Raw genomic sequence first — 17,027 nt, forward strand, 5'->3', positions numbered from 1 at the left:
TCGCCACCCGGGCGGCCCTACGACGCCGATGCCGGGCCGCGGCGGCCGTGCCAGGCGGTGAGGCCGGGCGGGGTGAGGAAGGCGTCGAACACCGACTCCAGCGCCCCGACCAGCGGCCCCCGCCAGCCCAGCGCGGAGGCGAGGACGGCGGGCGGGTCGGCCCGGTGCATGGTCATGAGCGCCGATGCGCAGGCGGAGTCGATCGCGGCGGCGGCATGGGCGTGCAGGTCGGCGCCGAAACCGGACAGCGTGACCACATGCGGGTCGTGTGCGTTGACGAGGGCGCCGATGCCCGTGCCCAGGGCGTGCGCGTTGGCGCGCACGGCCCGGGCGGCGGCGGGGTCGCCCGAGGCGGCGGCGGTGACGATCGCCTCGGCCTGGGCGCGGCCTCTGCCGCCTCCCGAGGCCAGGCCCATGCCTCTGAGCAGGGCGTTGGCCCCCACGTCGAGGCTCCAGCAGCCGCGCGCCCCGCACGTGCACGGCGCCGTGCCCCCGCTCAGCGGCATGTGGCCGAACTCCCCGGCGGCGCCCCGGGCCCCTTCCTGCGGGCGGCCGTCGAGCAGCAGGGTGCCGCCGAGGTCGAAGTCGAGGTGCAGGTGCAGGCCGACGGGCGCCTCGCGCAGGTGTCCTCGGCGCGCCTCGGCCAGGCCCGCCAGCCTGGCGTCGTTGCCGACGTGGACGGGACAGGCCGGTGCGCGTCCGCCCGACAGCAGCAGGGGCAGGTCGAGCTGCTCCCAGCCCAGGTGCGGCACGTCGACGAGCCCGCCGCGCCGTACGGGGCCGGCCACGGCGACCGCGACGCCGACGACGCGGGGGGCCAGGGCGTGGACCTGCTCGCGCAGGACGGCGCCGAGTGCGGCGAGCGTGGGGTGGGGGTCGCCGTCGTGGTGGCCTTCGGCGAGTTCGGTGACGGCGCCGCCGAGCTCGCCGGATGCCACCAGCCAGGAGTCCTCGCGCAGATCGGCGGCCAGGGCGAGCGGCCCTTCGCGGTGCGGTCCGGGCACGCTGGTGGGACGGCCCCGGGTGTGGGCGGCGACGGGCGACTCGCGGGCCAGCTCCTCGTCGGCGAGCTCGGCCATCAGCACGGAGGCGGTGCCTCTGGCCAGGTCGAGGTCGCGGGTGAGCTGGGAGCGGGTGCGGGTGGCGCCTGTCTCGTGGATCTCGCGCAGCAGTCGCACCAGATTGTGGCGGCGCAGCTCGCCGCTCGTCGTCGCGCCGGCAGGGGTCCGCATGCCCTCCATTGTGGCAGCGTCGGCGACTGATTATGCTCTCGGTATGAACAAATCCCCCGATGTGATCGCCAGACGGGCGCGCGGCGCGGTTTTCGTCTACTTCTTCCTGAGTGGGTTCATCGTCGGGCTCTGGGCCACCGGGCTGCCCGGCCTGGACGAACGCCTGCACCTGGGCCCGGCCAGGCTGGGCACCTCGTTGCTGCTGATCTCGCTCGGCGCCCTGGTGTCCATGCTGGTGGCGGGACGGCTGGTCGACCGGTGGTCGAGCCGTGCGGTGTGCCTGTTCGGGGCGCCCCTGTCGGCGTTGTCGCTGCTGGGGCCGGCGCTGGCGCCCGACTACGGATGGCTCGCGGTGTGGTGCGTGCTGTACGGCGCGGGCCTGGGTGTGGTCGAGGTCGGGATGAACGCGCACTCGGTGGAGGTCGAACGGCGCTACGGACGGCCGATCATCTCGGCCTTCCACGGCTTCTGGAGCCTGGGCGGCGCCGCGGCCGGCATGGTGACGGCGGCCGGAGTACGGCTGGGCGCCGACGGGCAGGTGCTGCTCATCGTGGCGGCGCTCGTGGTGCCGTTGGCGTACATGGCGACCGCCAGGTTCCTGCTGCCGCCGGTCGCGGCAGGGGAGCGGGCGCAGGCGCAGGGGGCGGCGGGCGGCGGCTCGGGGCTGCGCTGGGGGCTGATCGCCCTGCTGGGCGCGGTGGCGTTCGCCGGGCACCTGGCCGAAGGCGCGGCCATGGACTGGGCGGCGCTGCACGCGCGGTGGGTCCTGGACGCCGATCCCGCGCTCGCGCCGGTGGCCTTCACCGTGTTCGCGGTGGCGATGACGGGGGTGCGCCTGCTCGGCGACCCGCTGCGGGCCAGGCTCGGCCCGGTGGCGACGATGCGGCTGGCCGGTGCGCTGGCCACGCTCGGGTACCTGCTGGTGCTGTTCGGGCCGCTGGCAGGCGGGCTGCGCGTGGGCGCCTCCTGGGTGGGCTGGGCGCTGGTCGGCGTGGGCCTGGCGACGGTGGTGCCGGTGATCTTCAGTGCGGTGGGGGCGTCGGGAGGGGCGGTCGGGCGGGCGTTGTCGCTGGTGACGGCGTTCGGCTACAGCGGGCTGCTGATCGGGCCCGCCCTGCTCGGCTATGTCGCCGAGGCCGCGACGCTGACCGTCGCGCTGATCATCCCCGCGGTGCTGGCCGCCGCCGTCGGACTGGTCGGGCCGCCGTCGCTGGCCGCCCTGGCCGCGCACAGCCATCGGGCCCGCGAGGAGCGGGAGCTCGGCGTTCGATGAGGGCGACCTCGCTAGGGGCGGGGCCTCGCAAGGGGCAGGGGCTCAGCGTGGCCTCGCAAGGGTCGGGGCCTCGCGAGGGTCGGGGGCTCAGCGTTCGATGAGGGTGACCTCAAGGGAGTAGTGCGAGGCGCGGTAGAGGTGGGAGCCGTGCTCGACGGCTCTGCCCTGGTCGTCGTAGGTGGTGCGGACCATCGTGAGCAGAGGCGCGCCCCGGCGCTCGCCCAGCAGCCTGGCCTCGCTCACGCCCGCGGCCCGGGCGCCGATGCGCTGGTTGGCCACCCGCATCCGCACCCCGGCCGCGCGCAGCAGCTCGTACAGCCCCCTGCTCTCCAGCTCCTGCGCGCCGAGCCCGGTCAGCCCGGTCGGCAGCCAGTTGTGCAGCAGGGCCAGCGGCTCGCCCGAGGCGAAGCGCAGCCGCTCCAGGTAGAGCACGTCCGAGCCCTGTGGCACGCCGAGCACGTGTGCGATCGGCTCGTCGGCCGCCCGTGTCTGGAAGGCGAGCACCCGCGTGGCGGGGTCCTGCCCGGCGCCGCGCAGGTCGTCGTAGAGGCTGGTGAGCTCGACCGCGCGTTTGACCTGGCCGTGCACGACCTGCGTGCCGACGCCGCGCTTGCGGACCAGCAGGCCCTTGTCGACGAGGTACTGGATGGCCTGGCGGATCGTCGGCCTGGACAGGCCCAGCCGTGCGGCCAGCAGGATCTCGTTGTCCAGGCGCGAGCCGGGCGGCAGGTCGCCCTTGCCGATCGCGTCGGAGATCTGCTCGGCGACCTGGAAGTACAGCGGCACCGGGCTGGAGCGGTCCAGGTCGATCGCCAGATTCGCGGTCATGCGGGTCAGGCTAGCCGAGGTCAGAATGTCCTGACAAACACCCATCCGGGTGCGCGTCGTCCCGCCGTACCCGACAGGATGAAGGCGGGCCGTGCGGCCTGCGCGGCATCTCACGGCTTTGCGGGGAGGACATGTGGACACGTCAGGGCGGCATCGGCTGAGCGAGGTCGCGGAGGAGGCGGCCAGGGCGGTGGGCGACACGCTGCGCAAGGCGTTCAGGTCCAGGCCGCAGGTCGCCACCAAGCGCGACTTCCACGACCCCGTGACCGAGTACGACCGGGCGGCCGAGGACATCATCCGCAGGGTGCTGGCCGAACGTGATCCCGGCAGCGTCGTGGTCGGCGAGGAGGGCGGCGAGCTGGCCAGTGCGGGCGTGGCCGAGGGGGAGCGCACGACCTGGTACGTCGATCCGATCGACGGCACCGCCAACTTCGCGGCCGGTGTGCCGTTCTTCTGTGTCTCGATCGGGGCGGCCGTCGGCGGCGAGCCGGTCGCGGGCGTGATCTACGACCCGGTGCGCGAGGACCTGTTCTCGGCCTCTCCCGACGGCGCGTGGTGCAACGGCTCGCCCCTGCGCAGCGCGGGCGCTTCGACCGAGCGCGGGGCGATGCTGCTGACCAGCTTCCCCAGGCCCGCCGACGTGGCCGAGGGCGGGCAGGGGGCACTGCTGGCCTACGGCTCGCTGGTCACCTCGTTCGCCGCGGTGCGCAGGCCGGGCAGTGCGGCGCTGAAGCTGGCGCACGTGGCCGCCGGGTGGGCCGACGTCGCCTACGGGCGCGACTCGCACTCCTGGGACGTGGCGGCGGGCGCCTACCTGGTGCGCCAGGCGGGCGGCGTCTACGTCGGCGACCCGCTGACCGGAGGCGACTACCTGGCGCACGTGGCGGGATTCGACCTGGCGGGCTCGTCCCTGGCACCGCTGCTGCGCTGATCCCGCCCACTGTCGCGCCTGCCGGCGAGCCCGCTGTCGAGGGCCGTAACAAGGCGAGCCCGCTGTCCAGGCCGCTCAGTCCTTGACCACCCACCGCGCGCCGAGCTCCTCGTCGCGCGGCGGCGGGCCGGGCAGCTGCGAGGTGCGCGGCGGGGTGTGCACGGCGTCGAGCAGCATGGCGAGGTACCTGTGGCGCAGCTGCTCGGTGCGCTCGGCGTCGCCCAGCCGTACGGAGGCCAGCTGTTCGAACAGTATGGCGACGTCGGCCACCGTGATGTCGGACCGCAGCACGCCCGCCACCCTCGTGCGGTCGAAGACGGCCGTGCCCAGCCGGGAGGCCTCGGCCGATGCGGCGAACAGCTCCTCGGTGGGCGGGAAGGTGCCCGCCAGCGCGATGGTGAGCGAGTGGGTGTCGGCGACCACGATGTCACGCATGTAGCCGCAGAAGGCCTGCCACGGATCGCCCTGGTCGGCCAGTGCCCGCTCGCAGGCGGCGATGTAGAGGGCCAGGCCGTCGGCGCACAACTTCTGCAGCAGGGCGTCCTTGCTGGGGTAGCGCCGGTAGAGTGCGCTGATCCCGACGCCCGCCCTGTCGGCCACGGCGGAGATCGGCGCGCCGGGGTCTTCGGTGAAGACGGCGCGCGCCGCTTGGAGGATCAGTTCGTCGTTGCGCGCGGCCTGGGCCTTGCGGCCGCTCAGGGGTGTGGACGTCATGACTCCAGCATACATTGGAACGTAGGATTCCGTTCTATGTAATGGAGGGAGACTCCTCGGGGGTCGGGTCCGGGATCGCGCCGATGCCGAGCGTGCTCCGCATCGGCAGGATGTTCGCCTGCAGCACCGCGACCAGCAACGGCATGACCAGCTGCAGCAGCCGCTCGGCCGAGTCCGCGCCCAGGGCGCGCCAGGGCTGGGTGGCCAGCTCGTCGGTGCGCAGCTCGACCCTGTTGCGCCCGGCCAGGCCCCGGCCGGTGGCCAGGCCGTCGCCGCCGATCCAGCCGCGCGCGGCCAGGCGCTCGCGGGCGGCGGCCCACTCCTGCTCGCTCCAGCCTCGCCCGGCGAAGTTCGCCTCGGGCGCGGCGCCGACCGCGGCGAAGGAGACGAGCGCCTCGGCCGGGTCCAGGTCCGCCTCACGCAGGGCGCTCAGGTGGCCGTCGCCCCGGTGCTCGCGCAGTACGGTGATCGCCTGCCACAGGGTCAGATGGGGCTCCTTCGGCCAGGGCAGGTCCAGATTGGCCGCGGCCAGGGGCCTGGTGGCGGTCGAGACGCTCTCGGCCGCCCTGACGGCCAGCTCCGCCGCCTCGGTCATGGCCCCGGCGTCGTAGGCGTCGCCGAGCAGGTCGCGGATCACCCGGTCCATGGCCCGCGTCCTGGCCCGCAGTACCTCGGCCGGTGCGGCGACCTCCCACACGGCGGGCACGTAGGAGGCGATCATCGCGGGGCTGAAGCTGTAGAACGTGGCGGCGACCAGATGGGGGCCGGCCGCGCCCAAGGGGGCGGCACGCCAGGCGAAGTAGCTCGGCCAGCGCGGGTCGCGGGCGTAGCCGAGCGCGGCGGCGGCGTCGAAGGCCTGCGGTGCGAAGTACACCGAGGCGTGGACGGGTTCCAGGTGATGCCACATCCGGCGGGCCAAAGTCTCGTACACGGGTCCTCCTTGATTGGATAGTCACACTATCCAGTGGGCCGGCCGGTTGTCCACCCGAGGGGGGAGGGGTGCACGATGGGCGGTATGGCTTCATGGCGGCAATTCGAGGAGCAGGCGCCGGATCTCGCCTCGCGGGTACGCGCGGTGTTCGACGCGCGCACGCACAAGACGCTGGCGACGCTGCGCAAGGACGGCTCGCCCCGGGTGAGCGGCACCGAATGCATGTTCCGGCTGGGCGAGCTGTGGCTGGGCTCGATGCCGGGCGCGGTCAAGGCGCTGGACCTGCGGCGCGACGGGCGCATGGCCCTGCACGCCACCTCCGACGACCCCGACCCGCTGGACCCGGGGGCGTGGGCGGGTGACGCCAAGGTCTCGGGAGTCGCGGTGGAGGAGGGCGACCCGGAGGTGATCGCCTCCTTCGAGATGCCCGGCGACGGGCCGCACCTGTTCCGGATCGCGCTGGAATCGGCGGTGCTGACCCGGGTCGAGGGCGACATGCTGGTGCTGGACATGTGGCACGCGGGACGAGGCGTCAGCCAGGTACGCCGGGCCTAGCGACATGTGGCACGAGGTGTCAGCCGGGTGCGCCGACCTTAATGATCTACTTTGTAAAGGCGCCCGGCGCGGTTCGCCCGGCGGGCGAACCGCACTCAAGCACACCCCGCGGCGATCAGCCCGGGGCGCTCGTGGTTACCCTGAGCTGAGGAGGACGCCATGTCGATCATTTCGCGCGGTTTCCGCGGCAGACGCAGGGACGGCGACGTCGCGCTGCCGCCCGGCCAGTACCTCGTGCACGACTTCCCCGTCCTGTCGGCGGGCCCGACACCGAGGGTGCCGCTGGATCGGTGGGAGTTCGCCGTCGACACCGAGGCCGAGCAGGTGCACCGCTGGAGCTGGGCGGAGTTCACCGCACTGCCCCAGGCGAGCCCCACGGTCGATCTGCACTGCGTGACCAAGTGGTCCAAGCTCGGCACCACCTGGCAGGGCGTCTCGCTCGACGTGCTGTTCGAGGGGATCGAGACGCGGGCCGCCCACGCGCTGGTGTACTCCTACGGCGGGTACACCACGAACCTGCCGCTGGCCGATCTGCTGGGCGGCAAGGCGTGGATCGTGCACGAGTTCGACGGCGAGGCGCTCGAACCACGGCACGGCGGCCCCGCCAGGCTGCTGGTGCCGCATCTGTACCTGTGGAAGTCGGCCAAGTGGGTACGCGGGATCCGGCTGCTGACCGAGGACAGGCCCGGCTTCTGGGAGACGGCCGGATACCACAACTACGGCGACCCCTGGCGCGAGCAGCGCTACCAGGGCGACTGATGGCCCAGCCCGAGCGGCTGACGGCCGGGCCCGAGCGGCGTCTTCGCTGGGTGGCCGCGCGGCTGCTGTCCTCGCGTGCCGAGAGCGCCACGGCCCGCACGCTGGTGTTGCGGGCGCCCGGCTGGCCCGGTCACCTGGCCGGGCAGCACGTCGACGTCAGGCTGACGGCCGAGGACGGCTACAGCGCCCAGCGCAGCTACTCCCTCGCCGCCCCTGCCGACGGCGACCGCCTTGAGCTGACCGTGCAGACGGTGCCCGACGGCGAGGTCTCGCCGTACCTGACCGAGGTGCTGCGGCCCGGGGACGAGGTGGAGTTGCGCGGGCCGGTCGGCGGGTGGTTCGTGTGGCGGCCGGGCGGCGCGCGGCGGGTGACGCTGGTGGCGGGCGGGTCGGGCGTGGTGCCGCTGATGGCGATGCTCAGGGCGGGCGCGGCCGAAGGCGTCAGGCCGTTCCGGCTGGTGTACTCGCTGCGCGGTCCCGCCGAGCGGTTCTACGCCGAGGAGTTGGCCGGCCTCGACGTGTCGTGGGTGTACACGCGCGTGGCGCCCCCCGGGTTCGCCCGGCCGGTGGGCAGGCTGAACGCGGCCGACCTGGTGGGCGGCGGGTGGCCGGTCGAGGCCGGGCCCGACTGTTTCGTGTGCGGGCCGACCGGGTTCGTCGAGGCGGCGGCCGATCTGCTGGTGTCCCTCGGTCATGATCCGGCCCGGATCAGGACCGAACGTTTCGGTCCGACGGGAGCCTGACTTGAGCACCGATGAGCTGGAGTACCTGGACGGCAACGCGCTGGCGGGCCCGTTGCGCGAGATCTTCGCCGTGGACGTGACGGCGGCGCTCGGGGTGTGCGCCGGGTGCGGCCTGGAGGGGCCGGTGGCGGCACTGCGCGTGTACGGGCCGCCGTCGGCGCTGGTGGCGCGCTGCCCGTCGTGCGAGGAGGTCGTGCTGCGCGTGGTGCGCGGGCCGGGCGATGCATGGCTGGATCTGCGCGGCACGGTACGGCTTCGCATCGCGCTGCCTTGAGGGGGCGCGGGGTGTCCGAGGGCGGGCTTCGGGCTTGGGGCTTCGTACGGATCGAGGCTTTCGGGTGTTCTCAGGCGGTGCCCGCGAGGCCTTGGTGGAGCAGGGTGGTGAGGGTGTCGAGGATCTCCTCGTCGTCGGTGCCCGGGCCGTGTTCGCCTGCGGTGAGGAGCGCGTAGCCGAACATCGACATCATCGCGCCCATCGCCGCCGCCACGATCTCGGGGTCGCCCGGCAGCGTGCGGCCGATGTCGCGCATGTAGACGAGGTGGTCGCGCAGGGTGGCCGTCTCGGTGGTGAGGCTGTGCCAGGCGCGCCCGGAGCCGGGTGGTTCGGTCATGGTGGACTGCACGAGCGCGGCGACGACCGGCAGGTGGTCGCGGAAGACCTGCCAGGAGACGGCCAGATGCCTGCGTAGCTGTTCGCGTTCGCCCAGGTCGTGGTCGTGGGGGTGCTCGGCCGCGCCGATGGCGTCGTCCGCCTGGGCGTTCATGTCGGCGAGCAGGGCCTGGAGCAGATCGTCCTTGCCGGTGAAGTGGTCGTAGAAGGAGCCTGTCGAGCGGCCTGCCTCGCGGGTGATGTCGGTGATCTTGGTGTTGGTGAAGCCGCGCTCGACGAACAGGCGTCGCGCGGCCCGCTTGAGCGCGGCCTCGGTGTCCGCGGCCTTCTCCTTGCGTACTCCCACGGCGGCCCTTTCTTGACGGGGGTGTGGCCGCTCATCATACTGAACTCGATTTCGCCGAATGTATATTCACCGAATCATAGTTCAGGGAGTGTGTGTGAACGTCATCGTCATCGGCGGCGGTGTCGCGGGAGCCGCCGCGGCCGTCGCCCTGCGCAGGATCGGCGCCGAGGTCACCGTGTACGAGTCGCATGCCGACCCCGCAGGCCGGGTCGGCTCGTTCATCAGCCTGGCCGCCAACGGCATGCGGGCCTTGCAGGCACTCGGCTGCCTCGACGCCGTGCGCACGGCCGGGTTCGAGGTCGCCGACCAGCGCATGTGGTCGGCCTCGGGCCGCCTGCTCGGCACCGTCCCGCGCGGCCGGGCGGCGGGCAACGGCCTGCGCAGCGTCACGCTGATGCGCGCCGACCTGGTCGCCGCACTACGCGAACAGGCCGTGCTGGCCGGGGCGCGGGTGATCACCGGGGCCCGGCTGACGGCCGTCGAGCACGACGACGGGCCGTACGCGGTGCTGTCGGGCGAGGCGGGGGCACTCGACCGCGCCTGCGGGTGCGGGGCGGTGGATGTGGGTGAGGCGAGCACGCCCGATCCTGCCTGCCGGTGCCGGGCGGTGGTGCCGGGCGGTGACGGCTCGGTCGGCAGGGTGCGGGCCGATCTGCTGGTGGGGGCCGATGGTCTGTGGTCGGCGACCAGGCGTGCGCTCGACCCGGGCTCACCCGAACCCGCCTACGCAGGTCTGTACAGCGTCTCCGGTGTCAGTCCGGGCGTTCGGGGCGCCGAGCCGGTGTTCGACATGGTCTTCGCCCGTAACGGGGCCTTCCTGCACGTGTCGACGCCCGACGGGAACGTGTGGTGGTCGGCCCAGGTCGCCGAGCCGGTCGCGCCCCGGCTGGAGGGTGTGGGCGAGGGCGAGTGGCGTGCCCGGCTGGCCATGTTGTACCGGGGTGAGGCGGGGCCTTCGCGGCTCGTCGAATCGGCCACGCGCGTGCACACCCCCACGCTCATGCACACGCTGGCCGAGGTCGATCGCTGGCACGACGGCCGGGGCGTCGTGCTGAGCGGCGACGCCGCCCATCCGGTGGGCGCGGGCCAGGGCGCCTCGATGGCGATCGAGGACGCGCTGGTCCTGGCCCAGGAGGTCGCCGGGCACGCCTCGATCGGCGAGGCGCTGGCCGCGTACGAGCGCCGTCGCAGGCAGCGCGTCGCCAGGATGGTCAAGGCGGCGATCGCCAATCGCGACGCCAAGAAGGCGGGACCGCTCGGCCGTACGGTGGCGGGGGTGGTGATGCCGATCGCCCTGCGGCACTTCTACGGCAGGGCGACCGGCTGGCTCTACACCTGCGACCTTGGCGTGCTGCCTGCCAGGTGAGGGCCGGTCAGCGGGGCGGGCACTCGCCGCCCCAGCGCACGTGGTGGATGGTCAGGCCCGGCAGGCCGTAGTCCTCGATGCGGCCTTCGTTCCAGCCTCTGTGCACGCAGCGCTCCCATCGGGTCGGCTCGTTGTGCCAGCTGACGGTGAGCCAGGCGTGGTCCCAGTTGGGCTGGGTGTAGCCGTTGTTGAAGATCGAGCGCACCGGGCCGCAGTTCATGTACTGCGTGTTGGGCGTCGAGCAGATCTTGGTGTAGCCGTTGGCCTGGCTGTAGAAGCAGACCGATCCCTGCGGGCACGACCACTGGGCCGCGGCCGAGGCGGCCTGTGCCGACGGCGCCGCCACTGCCGTACCGGCGAGTACGGCGGCGATCGCGAGCACCTTGAGTTTGCCTGTCATGCGCTTCCCCGTCCCTGTTGAACGCTGAACCCCTGTTGAACGCTGAACCCCTGTGCGAGCGCCGGACCCGTGTGGAGCGCCGGATCCGCGTCGAACGCTGTCGAGCCAAGGGCAGCACGCCGCGTTCCCCGGACGCGACGATTCGGCCACCGTCGAATGCTCACCTCGCGGGTACTTCATCGTGGGCGACCGCCCGAGACGGCCTGGCGTCGCCGCATGCCCGCCTCTTGTGGGTAGGTCCTGTGGGGTGACTCCCCATGAGGCGAGACTCCGCTTCCGGGCCGGTTTGCGGACCCCGACCGCGGGCTGGTGTCCGGGGTGGGCGCAGGCCAACTTGGTCGCGGTGCCCTCCGCCTACGCCGACGACCTGGCCGCTTTCGCCGCGCGTAACGCCCGTGCGTGTCCCGTGCTCGACGTCGGCGCGCCGGGTGCGACCTCGACCAGGTACTTCGGCGGCGATCTGCGCACCGATCTGCCCGGCTACCGTCTCTACCGCGACGGCGTGGCCGAGGACCTCGACGACGTGCTGGAGCACTGGCGGCCCGACCTGGTGGCCTTCCTCATCGGCTGCAGCTTCACCTTCGAGCACGCCCTGCGTTCGGCCGGTGTCCCGGTGCGGCACGTGGAGCAGGGCGTGAACGTGCCGATGTACGTCACCGACGTGCCCTGCGCGCGTGCGGGGCGCATCGGCGGGCCGCTGGTGGTGTCGATGCGCCCGATGCCGCCCGGCCTGGTCCCGGAGGCCGTGCGGGTGAGCGGCCGTTTCGCCGACGCCCACGGCGAGCCCGTACACGTGGGCGACCCGTCGGCGATCGGCATCACGGACCTGAACACACCCGACTTCGGCGACCGGGTCGACCTGCGACCGGGCGACACGCCGGTCTTCTGGGCCTGCGGGGTGACACCCCAGGCGGCGGTCCTGTCGAGCGGCGTGCCCTTCGCCATCGGCCACCTCCCGGGCCACATGGCGATCACCGACCTGCCGGCGGAGTGAAACGCACGAGGTACGGCGTTCGCCGCCCTGCCGACGGGCCGGCGTAAGGAGGCCGCCTGCCTTCCCTCCGCCCAGGAACCCGGGACGCATCGACGCATGGCGTACCTCGGATTCCCCCGATGGAGCCCGGATCCCCTCCACCCGCAACGCTTTGACGGCGTTGACATATTGACCTGAGGTCACTATTAATGACCTCAGGTCAATAAATGCGTCCCAAGGAGTGCCGATGTCCCTCGCGACCGACAGCCAGACCTCCGGATCCGGCACCTCCGGACTGGAGCTCGTCGCCCGGCTGCTCGACCCCGCCGCGCGCCCGGACCCGTACCCGATCTACGCCGAGTTCAGGGAGCGCGGGCCGGTGTGGGTGCCGGAGATGCGCTCGCTGGTGGTGTCCGGGTACCGCGACTGCGAGGCGCTGCTGCGCGATCCCAGGCTCAGCGCCGAACGGCAGCGCTTCTTCCAGCCCGGGGACGCCCCTGACCCCTATCCGGCGCACGCGCCCTCCTCGGTCAGGCAGCCGTGGTTCCTCTCGCAGGACCCGCCGGACCACACCCGGCTGCGGCGCCTGGTCAGCAGTGCGTTCACCGCGCGTGCGGTCGCCAGGATGCAGGAGCCGATCTCGCGGCTGGTGGAGGAGTCGCTCGACGCCATGGCCGGAGGCGACAGCTTCGACCTGCTGGCGGGACTGGCGTACACGCTGCCGGTGACGGTCATCTGCCGGATGCTCGGGGTGCCCAGGGCCGACGACGAGCGGTTCCACCTGTGGTCGGCCCAGCTCACCCGGATGCTCGACGGGTTCTCCATGCCCGACGAGAGCCCGGGGCGGACGCCGCCGTGGGTGCACGGCATGGTCGACCTGCACACCTACGTCAACGACCTGGTCGCCGAACGCCGCCGCAGCCCGCGCCGCGAGGACCTCATCTCCGACCTCATCGCCGCGCACGACGGCCGCGACGCGCTCGCCCACGACGAACTCGTCGCCACCATCGTGCTGCTGCTGGTGGCGGGGCACGAGACGACCGTCAACCTCATCGCCAACGGGGTGCTCGCCCTGCTGCGCAACCCGCAGCACCTGGCCGCCCTGCGCGCCGCGCCCGCCCTGGCCTCGGCGGTCGTGGAGGAGACCCTGCGCTACGACCCGCCGGTCCAGCTCACCGCCAGGGTCGCCACCGAGGACCTGCGCATCGGGCAGGCCACCGCGCCCGAGGGCAGCCTGGTCATCCTGCTGCTGGCAGCCGCCCACCGCGACCCGGAGGCCAACCCGGGCCCCGACGTCTTCCACCCGGGACGGGCCAACATCCGCCACCTCGGCTTCGGCTTCGGCGCGCACTTCTGCCTGGGCGCGCCGCTGGCCAGACTCGAAGGACGCCTGGCGCTGGCCGCCTTCGCCAAGCGGGTACGCCACCCGGCCCTGGTCGTCGACCCGCCGCCCTACCGCGAGCACCTCAACCTGCGCGGCGTCAGCGAACTGCTCATCGCCCACCAGGGCGTCACCATCCAGGGAGCCGTCCAGGGAGCCGTCCAGGGAGCCGCCCAGGAGGGCGAGCGCTGACGACGAGGCGGCTACCCTGGTGCGATGGTCACACCCAGGAGCCGGCGCCGTCTCGCCCCCGAGGCCAGGCGTGCCGAGCTCATCGACGCCGCCATTAGGCTCCTGGACTCCGGTCAGCCGGTCACCAACTGGGTCCAGGCCGTCACCGCCGAGGCCGGCGCCGCCAAAGGCACCTTCTACGTGTACTTCTCCTCATGGGATGACATGCTGGTCGCCGTACGCGATCGTGTGCTGGCCGCCTACGTCGACCACTTCGACCACCTGGCCGCCACCGACGAGCCGATCGACTGGTGGGCCACGCTCGACGCCGAGTGCGCGACGGCCATCGAGCTCATCTCCAGGCCCGGCGGGCTGCACGCCGCCGTCTTCCACCCCGCCGCCGCGCACACCCCGGCCGACGAGGGCAGGCGCAGCACGATCGGCGCCGTGGCCAAGGTGCTGCGGCGCGGCATGGACGAAGGCGCCTTCCGCTGGATCGACCCGCACATCGCGGCCACGATCCTGTTCACCGTCCTGCACGACGCCGCCGACGCGATCGCATCGGGGGAGCCCGCCCAGCTGTGGCAGGAGGCCGTACGCGACCTGACCGGCCACTGGCTGGCCCCCCTCAGCCCCGGGCGGGGCCCTGACGATGACACGGCCAGTCGGGCAGCAACTCGTGCAACGCCCTCCTGACCTCGCTCAGGCTGTACGGCGCGGCCTTGCGCGTCATCGACACCGCCTTGCGGGCGTAGCGGGCGGCCTCGTCGTCCTCCCCGGCGGCGTCCAGCACCAGCGCGTGCGCGGTCAGCGTGCTGGCCATGGCGCCCTCGTGGGCGCGCCGGTCCAGGCGCAGCGCACGCATGCCGAGCTCCACGGCCTGGCTTGAGCGCGACAGCGCACGGCCGGGATCGGAGGAGCGCAACGCCAGCGCGTGCGTGCTGAGCGCCCGGGTCAGCAACGGCAGGTGCCTGCCGAAGTCGGCGGCGCACAACCGCCTGCACGCGGCCAGCCCCTCCTCGGTCGTCGTGACGGCCTCGTCGTCGTGCCCGGCCGCGATCAGGCAGCCCGCCCTGACGTCCAGGGCGGTGGCCAAATCCGGCAGGTAGTCGGGGTCGTCGGCCGCGTCGATGGCCCGCAACCGCGCCACCGCCTCCGCGCTGGCGTGCAGCGCCTCGGCGCCGCGCAGCAGCCGGGCGCGCACGGTCAGCGCCACACCCAGGTCGCGCTGGCGGTCGGGGGTGCCGCGCCACAGCGGGCGGCCCGAGACCGGCTGCCCGCCTTCGGCCAGTTCGGTGCGCAGCGCCACCAGTTCGGTCGCGGCGGCCAGCGCCTGCTGCCTTCGTCCTGCCTGGCGCAGCACGTCGCTGTGGTGCTGCAGCGCCCAGGCGAGCTTGGACAGGTGCACCCTGCGGTCGCGCTGCGTGAGCATGCGCGCGTGCCTGACCCGCCTGCCGCCCTCACGCAGTCGCCGTGCGTGCCTGAGCGCCAACATGAGCGTCATGCAGACCACTGTGAGGCCGCGACGCCCGCCTGTCACCAGGCGGCGGCGATCTTTTGCCGTGCCCGGCCGATGGCGCCTCAGTGCACGGAGAAACCGCCGTCGACGTGCAGCAGCTGCCCGGTCACGAACCCCGAGGCAGGGGATGCGAGGAACAGCACGGCCGAGGCGAAGTCGGCGGGCACGCCGTTGCGCTTGACCATGTGCCGGGCCGCCAGCGCCTCGGCCCTGCCGGGCACCGCCTGGGCCGCAGCCGTCAACGGCGTCAGCACGAACCCCGGCACGATCGTGTTCACCGTCACGCCGTGCGGCGCCCACGCCTCCGACTGCGAACGCGTCAGCCCCGCGATCGCCGCCTTGGCCGCGCCGTACACGCCGCTGTCACCGAAGGCGCTGATGGTCTGCTGGGAGCCGATGTTGACGATACGGCCCCAGCCGCGTGCCGCCATCCGGGGGCCGAAATGCTGGCCGAGGCGGTAGGGGGCGGTGAGGTTGACGGCGATCGTCTGCTCGTAGTCGTCGTCGGACAGCTCGGCCATCGGCTTGCGTATGTTGTTGGCCGCGTCGTTGACCAGGATGTCGATCGGCCCGAACGGCTGCTCGGCCTCGGCGATCACCCGGTCGACGTCGGCGCGCAGGCCCAGGTCGGCGGCGATCCACGCGCCGCGTACGCCGTGCTCGCCCCACTGTGCGACGCTCTCGCGCAGCCGCTGCTCGCCCCTGGCCACGGCCACGATCGAGGCGCCCGCCCGGCCGAGCGCCTCGGCCATCGCCCGGCCGATGCCCGAACTGCCCCCCGTGACGAGCGCGACCCGTCCACGCAGGGAGAACTGCTGGTGAAGATAGTCAGACACGAACGGTGAAGCTAGCACCCCGCCGCGCCCACCGCCCCGCCGGGTGGCCGCGCCGTCACCGGCAGCGCCTGTGCGCGGGCCCGACGCTGCCGAACGCGAACGGCCTGTCCCCGCGCCCGTCCAGCCGCGCCCGCAGCACCAGGCACCCTCCGCTGCGGCGGGCCTTCAGCAGATGGGCTCGCGCACGGTCGTACAGGGAGGACAGGGCGAGCAGGCACAGCGTGGCGACCCCTTTGTGCGGGATGCGGACGCAGATGACCTGGGCGGCGGCCTGAGCACTCCACTGCCTGTCCTCCAGCCAAGTGGTGATCTTCGCGGTACGCGCCTGGCTGACGTAGTACCGGCAGACGCCCTTGGAGCAGGACGGCTCCTCCTGGGCCGGAAGCCTGGAGCCGAGCACGGCCACGACCACGACGACGACAACGACGAGCGCCCTCATGACGCCTGTGCCCTGTGCGGAGCCCGGTGCGAACCGACGGCGCCCAGTACGGCGAAGCACACGCCCCAGCCGCCGATGGCCGGCACGGCGGCGAGCGGCCCGAGCGTCGCCAGGACCGGAAGGAGGACGACGAAGACATACAGCCCCGTCCCGGCCTCGGCGAGGCGCCGACCGGCCACGCCCGCCACCACGAGCCCGGCCCCGGCCGACGGCGTGGCGACGGCGAACAACGTACCCGCGACGTCCACCGAGACGAGCGCCGCCAGCTCGGCCACCACCATCACGGCCACGGCCACGGTGGCGACCCCGCGCCCCGCCCTGACCGGCGTGCTCGCCCCCGCCGCGGCCAGCAGGAAGAGCCCGCCCGCCTGCGGAACGTGGACGACGGCCAGGCACACCGCCCACCAGGCGGGCGAGGCCCTGCCGAACCCCAGCGCGGGTACCGCCATCGCGACCAGGACGAGCGCGACCTGCGACAGACCGCCGCCGACCAGCCAGCCAGCCGGGTGCCTCATGGCATCGCTCCTTTCGTGTGGATGTGTGGTCGTGTGGATGTGTGGCGAGGCTCGGCGTCCGTCCGGGTGTCCGGCAATGGACACGGACACCTCGCTCAGGCCCCCTGTGCGGCCGCAGGTGGTGGCCTATGCTGCAGGCGCGAGGGGGTGTCCGGCGCCGCCGGACACCCGGCGCTGCGGCAGGCGAGGTGCTCGGGTGCGCGACGACACGGATCCACGACGGGCGACGGATCCACGACTGGCGTTCGCGCGACGCCTGCGTGCCCTGAAGGACGCCGCCGCCCTGTCCGTGCGCGACCTGGAGTCGGCCAGCGCCCGCACCCCGCGCCGCCGTCGCGGCACGCCCGCCCTGACGCTGCCGCGCGGGACCATCGCCGGGATGATCAGTCTGACCCGTCCGGTACGGCCGGAGCAGGAGCATGTCGAGGTGTTCGTCGACACCTGCCTGCGGGTGGCGGGGGAGGCGGGGGTGGTGCTGCCCGCCGGGTTGGGGGAGCGGGGGGAG

20 protein-coding genes are annotated in these 17,027 nt (G+C 73.3%); 10 read left to right on the plus strand and 10 right to left on the minus strand.

The genetic code is table 11. The features are described from left to right. Positions 1-17: 17 nt before the first annotated feature. Positions 18-1,232: an ROK family protein gene (locus ACTWNK_RS21370; protein WP_474306164.1), complete on the minus strand. Its 1,215-nt coding sequence runs from the start codon at positions 1,230-1,232 to the stop codon at positions 18-20. A 43-nt stretch (positions 1,233-1,275) separates the two neighbouring features. Between ACTWNK_RS21370 and ACTWNK_RS21375 the strand changes: the two genes are divergently transcribed. Further along, positions 1,276-2,505, plus strand: coding sequence for an MFS transporter (locus ACTWNK_RS21375; protein WP_474306165.1), 1,230 nt, complete (start codon positions 1,276-1,278; stop codon positions 2,503-2,505). An 87-nt stretch (positions 2,506-2,592) separates the two neighbouring features. Here the strand turns inward: ACTWNK_RS21375 and ACTWNK_RS21380 are convergent, their stop codons facing one another. Further along, positions 2,593-3,333: a GntR family transcriptional regulator gene (locus ACTWNK_RS21380; RefSeq protein WP_474306166.1), complete on the minus strand. Its 741-nt coding sequence runs from the start codon at positions 3,331-3,333 to the stop codon at positions 2,593-2,595. Between the two features lie 133 nt (positions 3,334-3,466). Between ACTWNK_RS21380 and ACTWNK_RS21385 the strand changes: the two genes are divergently transcribed. Then, a complete protein-coding gene (locus ACTWNK_RS21385; RefSeq protein ID WP_474306168.1) occupies positions 3,467-4,264 on the plus strand; it encodes an inositol monophosphatase family protein in 798 nt (265 codons plus the stop codon). 75 nt (positions 4,265-4,339) lie between these two features. Here ACTWNK_RS21385 and ACTWNK_RS21390 read toward each other — a convergent pair whose 3' ends face one another. After that, a complete protein-coding gene (locus tag ACTWNK_RS21390; RefSeq protein WP_474306170.1) occupies positions 4,340-4,978 on the minus strand; it encodes a TetR/AcrR family transcriptional regulator in 639 nt (212 codons plus the stop codon). Between the two features lie 34 nt (positions 4,979-5,012). Next, entirely contained in the window at positions 5,013-5,909 is an 897-nt protein-coding gene (locus tag ACTWNK_RS21395) for an SCO6745 family protein (protein WP_474306171.1), read from the minus strand. A gap of 84 nt (positions 5,910-5,993) precedes the next feature. On the opposite strand from ACTWNK_RS21395, the gene ACTWNK_RS21400 reads away from it, so the two are divergent. The 4 genes from ACTWNK_RS21400 (at position 5,994) to ACTWNK_RS21415 (ending at position 8,240) form a co-directional block, all read left to right on the plus strand. Then, positions 5,994-6,464, plus strand: a complete 471-nt coding sequence (locus ACTWNK_RS21400) for a pyridoxamine 5'-phosphate oxidase family protein (RefSeq protein WP_474306172.1) — start codon at positions 5,994-5,996, stop codon at positions 6,462-6,464. Between the two features lie 159 nt (positions 6,465-6,623). Next, positions 6,624-7,223: a sulfite oxidase-like oxidoreductase gene (locus tag ACTWNK_RS21405; RefSeq protein ID WP_474306173.1), complete on the plus strand. Its 600-nt coding sequence runs from the start codon at positions 6,624-6,626 to the stop codon at positions 7,221-7,223. After that, on the plus strand, positions 7,223-7,966 hold the full coding sequence (locus ACTWNK_RS21410) for a ferredoxin reductase (RefSeq protein ID WP_474306174.1): 744 nt from the start codon (positions 7,223-7,225) through the stop codon (positions 7,964-7,966). The genes ACTWNK_RS21405 and ACTWNK_RS21410 overlap by 1 nt, the downstream gene beginning before the upstream one ends. A gap of 1 nt (position 7,967) precedes the next feature. Further along, entirely contained in the window at positions 7,968-8,240 is a 273-nt protein-coding gene (locus tag ACTWNK_RS21415) for a DUF6510 family protein (RefSeq protein WP_474306175.1), read from the plus strand. Between the two features lie 70 nt (positions 8,241-8,310). Here ACTWNK_RS21415 and ACTWNK_RS21420 read toward each other — a convergent pair whose 3' ends face one another. After that, positions 8,311-8,922: a TetR/AcrR family transcriptional regulator gene (locus ACTWNK_RS21420; RefSeq protein WP_474306176.1), complete on the minus strand. Its 612-nt coding sequence runs from the start codon at positions 8,920-8,922 to the stop codon at positions 8,311-8,313. 94 nt (positions 8,923-9,016) lie between these two features. Here ACTWNK_RS21420 and ACTWNK_RS21425 point away from each other — a divergent pair, with 94 nt between their 5' ends. Then, positions 9,017-10,288 (plus strand): FAD-dependent monooxygenase, encoded by a 1,272-nt coding sequence (locus tag ACTWNK_RS21425; protein WP_474306178.1) that lies wholly within the window; start codon positions 9,017-9,019, stop codon positions 10,286-10,288. A gap of 7 nt (positions 10,289-10,295) precedes the next feature. Here the strand turns inward: ACTWNK_RS21425 and ACTWNK_RS21430 are convergent, their stop codons facing one another. Next, positions 10,296-10,688 (minus strand): peptidase inhibitor family I36 protein, encoded by a 393-nt coding sequence (locus tag ACTWNK_RS21430; RefSeq protein ID WP_474306179.1) that lies wholly within the window; start codon positions 10,686-10,688, stop codon positions 10,296-10,298. A 229-nt stretch (positions 10,689-10,917) separates the two neighbouring features. Here ACTWNK_RS21430 and ACTWNK_RS21435 point away from each other — a divergent pair, with 229 nt between their 5' ends. The 3 genes from ACTWNK_RS21435 (at position 10,918) to ACTWNK_RS21445 (ending at position 13,909) form a co-directional block, all read left to right on the plus strand. Beyond that, on the plus strand, positions 10,918-11,682 hold the full coding sequence (locus tag ACTWNK_RS21435; protein WP_474306181.1) for a putative hydro-lyase: 765 nt from the start codon (positions 10,918-10,920) through the stop codon (positions 11,680-11,682). A gap of 226 nt (positions 11,683-11,908) precedes the next feature. After that, entirely contained in the window at positions 11,909-13,234 is a 1,326-nt protein-coding gene (locus tag ACTWNK_RS21440) for a cytochrome P450 (RefSeq protein WP_474306183.1), read from the plus strand. A gap of 24 nt (positions 13,235-13,258) precedes the next feature. Continuing rightward, positions 13,259-13,909 carry a TetR/AcrR family transcriptional regulator gene (locus ACTWNK_RS21445; RefSeq protein WP_474306184.1) on the plus strand — a complete coding sequence of 217 codons (651 nt, stop codon included), beginning with the start codon at positions 13,259-13,261 and terminating at the stop codon, positions 13,907-13,909. On the opposite strand, the gene ACTWNK_RS21450 is transcribed toward ACTWNK_RS21445, so the two are convergent. The 4 genes from ACTWNK_RS21450 to ACTWNK_RS21465 form a co-directional block, all read right to left on the minus strand. Next, positions 13,842-14,717 carry a hypothetical protein gene (locus ACTWNK_RS21450; protein ID WP_474306185.1) on the minus strand — a complete coding sequence of 292 codons (876 nt, stop codon included), beginning with the start codon at positions 14,715-14,717 and terminating at the stop codon, positions 13,842-13,844. The two genes, ACTWNK_RS21445 and ACTWNK_RS21450, sit on opposite strands and share 68 nt — an antisense overlap. Before the next feature lie 77 nt (positions 14,718-14,794). Next, positions 14,795-15,568, minus strand: coding sequence for an SDR family NAD(P)-dependent oxidoreductase (locus tag ACTWNK_RS21455; RefSeq protein WP_474306187.1), 774 nt, complete (start codon positions 15,566-15,568; stop codon positions 14,795-14,797). A 55-nt stretch (positions 15,569-15,623) separates the two neighbouring features. Continuing rightward, the gene (locus ACTWNK_RS21460) at positions 15,624-16,007 is read right to left on the minus strand and encodes a hypothetical protein (RefSeq protein ID WP_474306189.1); all 384 of its coding nucleotides are present in this window, start codon (positions 16,005-16,007) and stop codon (positions 15,624-15,626) included. Further along, the gene (locus ACTWNK_RS21465; RefSeq protein WP_474306191.1) at positions 16,004-16,522 is read right to left on the minus strand and encodes a hypothetical protein; all 519 of its coding nucleotides are present in this window, start codon (positions 16,520-16,522) and stop codon (positions 16,004-16,006) included. The genes ACTWNK_RS21460 and ACTWNK_RS21465 overlap by 4 nt, the downstream gene beginning before the upstream one ends. Between the last annotated feature and the right edge of the window lie 505 nt (positions 16,523-17,027).

It is taken from the genome of Nonomuraea sp. IBHARD001 (assembly GCF_056106265.1).

What these genes read in the sequence shown, in the direction of transcription:
- ACTWNK_RS21370 (WP_474306164.1), bottom strand. Translation starts at nt 1,232, where the DNA reads ATGCGGACCCCTGCCGGCGCGACGACGAGCGGCGAGCTGCGCCGCCAC.
- ACTWNK_RS21375 (WP_474306165.1), top strand. Translation starts at nt 1,276, where the DNA reads ATGAACAAATCCCCCGATGTGATCGCCAGACGGGCGCGCGGCGCGGTT.
- ACTWNK_RS21380 (WP_474306166.1), bottom strand. Translation starts at nt 3,333, where the DNA reads ATGACCGCGAATCTGGCGATCGACCTGGACCGCTCCAGCCCGGTGCCG.
- ACTWNK_RS21390 (WP_474306170.1), bottom strand. Translation starts at nt 4,978, where the DNA reads ATGACGTCCACACCCCTGAGCGGCCGCAAGGCCCAGGCCGCGCGCAAC.
- ACTWNK_RS21400 (WP_474306172.1), top strand. Translation starts at nt 5,994, where the DNA reads ATGGCTTCATGGCGGCAATTCGAGGAGCAGGCGCCGGATCTCGCCTCG.
- ACTWNK_RS21405 (WP_474306173.1), top strand. Translation starts at nt 6,624, where the DNA reads ATGTCGATCATTTCGCGCGGTTTCCGCGGCAGACGCAGGGACGGCGAC.
- ACTWNK_RS21410 (WP_474306174.1), top strand. Translation starts at nt 7,223, where the DNA reads ATGGCCCAGCCCGAGCGGCTGACGGCCGGGCCCGAGCGGCGTCTTCGC.
- ACTWNK_RS21430 (WP_474306179.1), bottom strand. Translation starts at nt 10,688, where the DNA reads ATGACAGGCAAACTCAAGGTGCTCGCGATCGCCGCCGTACTCGCCGGT.
- ACTWNK_RS21440 (WP_474306183.1), top strand. Translation starts at nt 11,909, where the DNA reads ATGTCCCTCGCGACCGACAGCCAGACCTCCGGATCCGGCACCTCCGGA.
- ACTWNK_RS21445 (WP_474306184.1), top strand. Translation starts at nt 13,259, where the DNA reads ATGGTCACACCCAGGAGCCGGCGCCGTCTCGCCCCCGAGGCCAGGCGT.
- ACTWNK_RS21450 (WP_474306185.1), bottom strand. Translation starts at nt 14,717, where the DNA reads ATGACGCTCATGTTGGCGCTCAGGCACGCACGGCGACTGCGTGAGGGC.
- ACTWNK_RS21460 (WP_474306189.1), bottom strand. Translation starts at nt 16,007, where the DNA reads ATGAGGGCGCTCGTCGTTGTCGTCGTCGTGGTCGTGGCCGTGCTCGGC.
- ACTWNK_RS21465 (WP_474306191.1), bottom strand. Translation starts at nt 16,522, where the DNA reads ATGAGGCACCCGGCTGGCTGGCTGGTCGGCGGCGGTCTGTCGCAGGTC.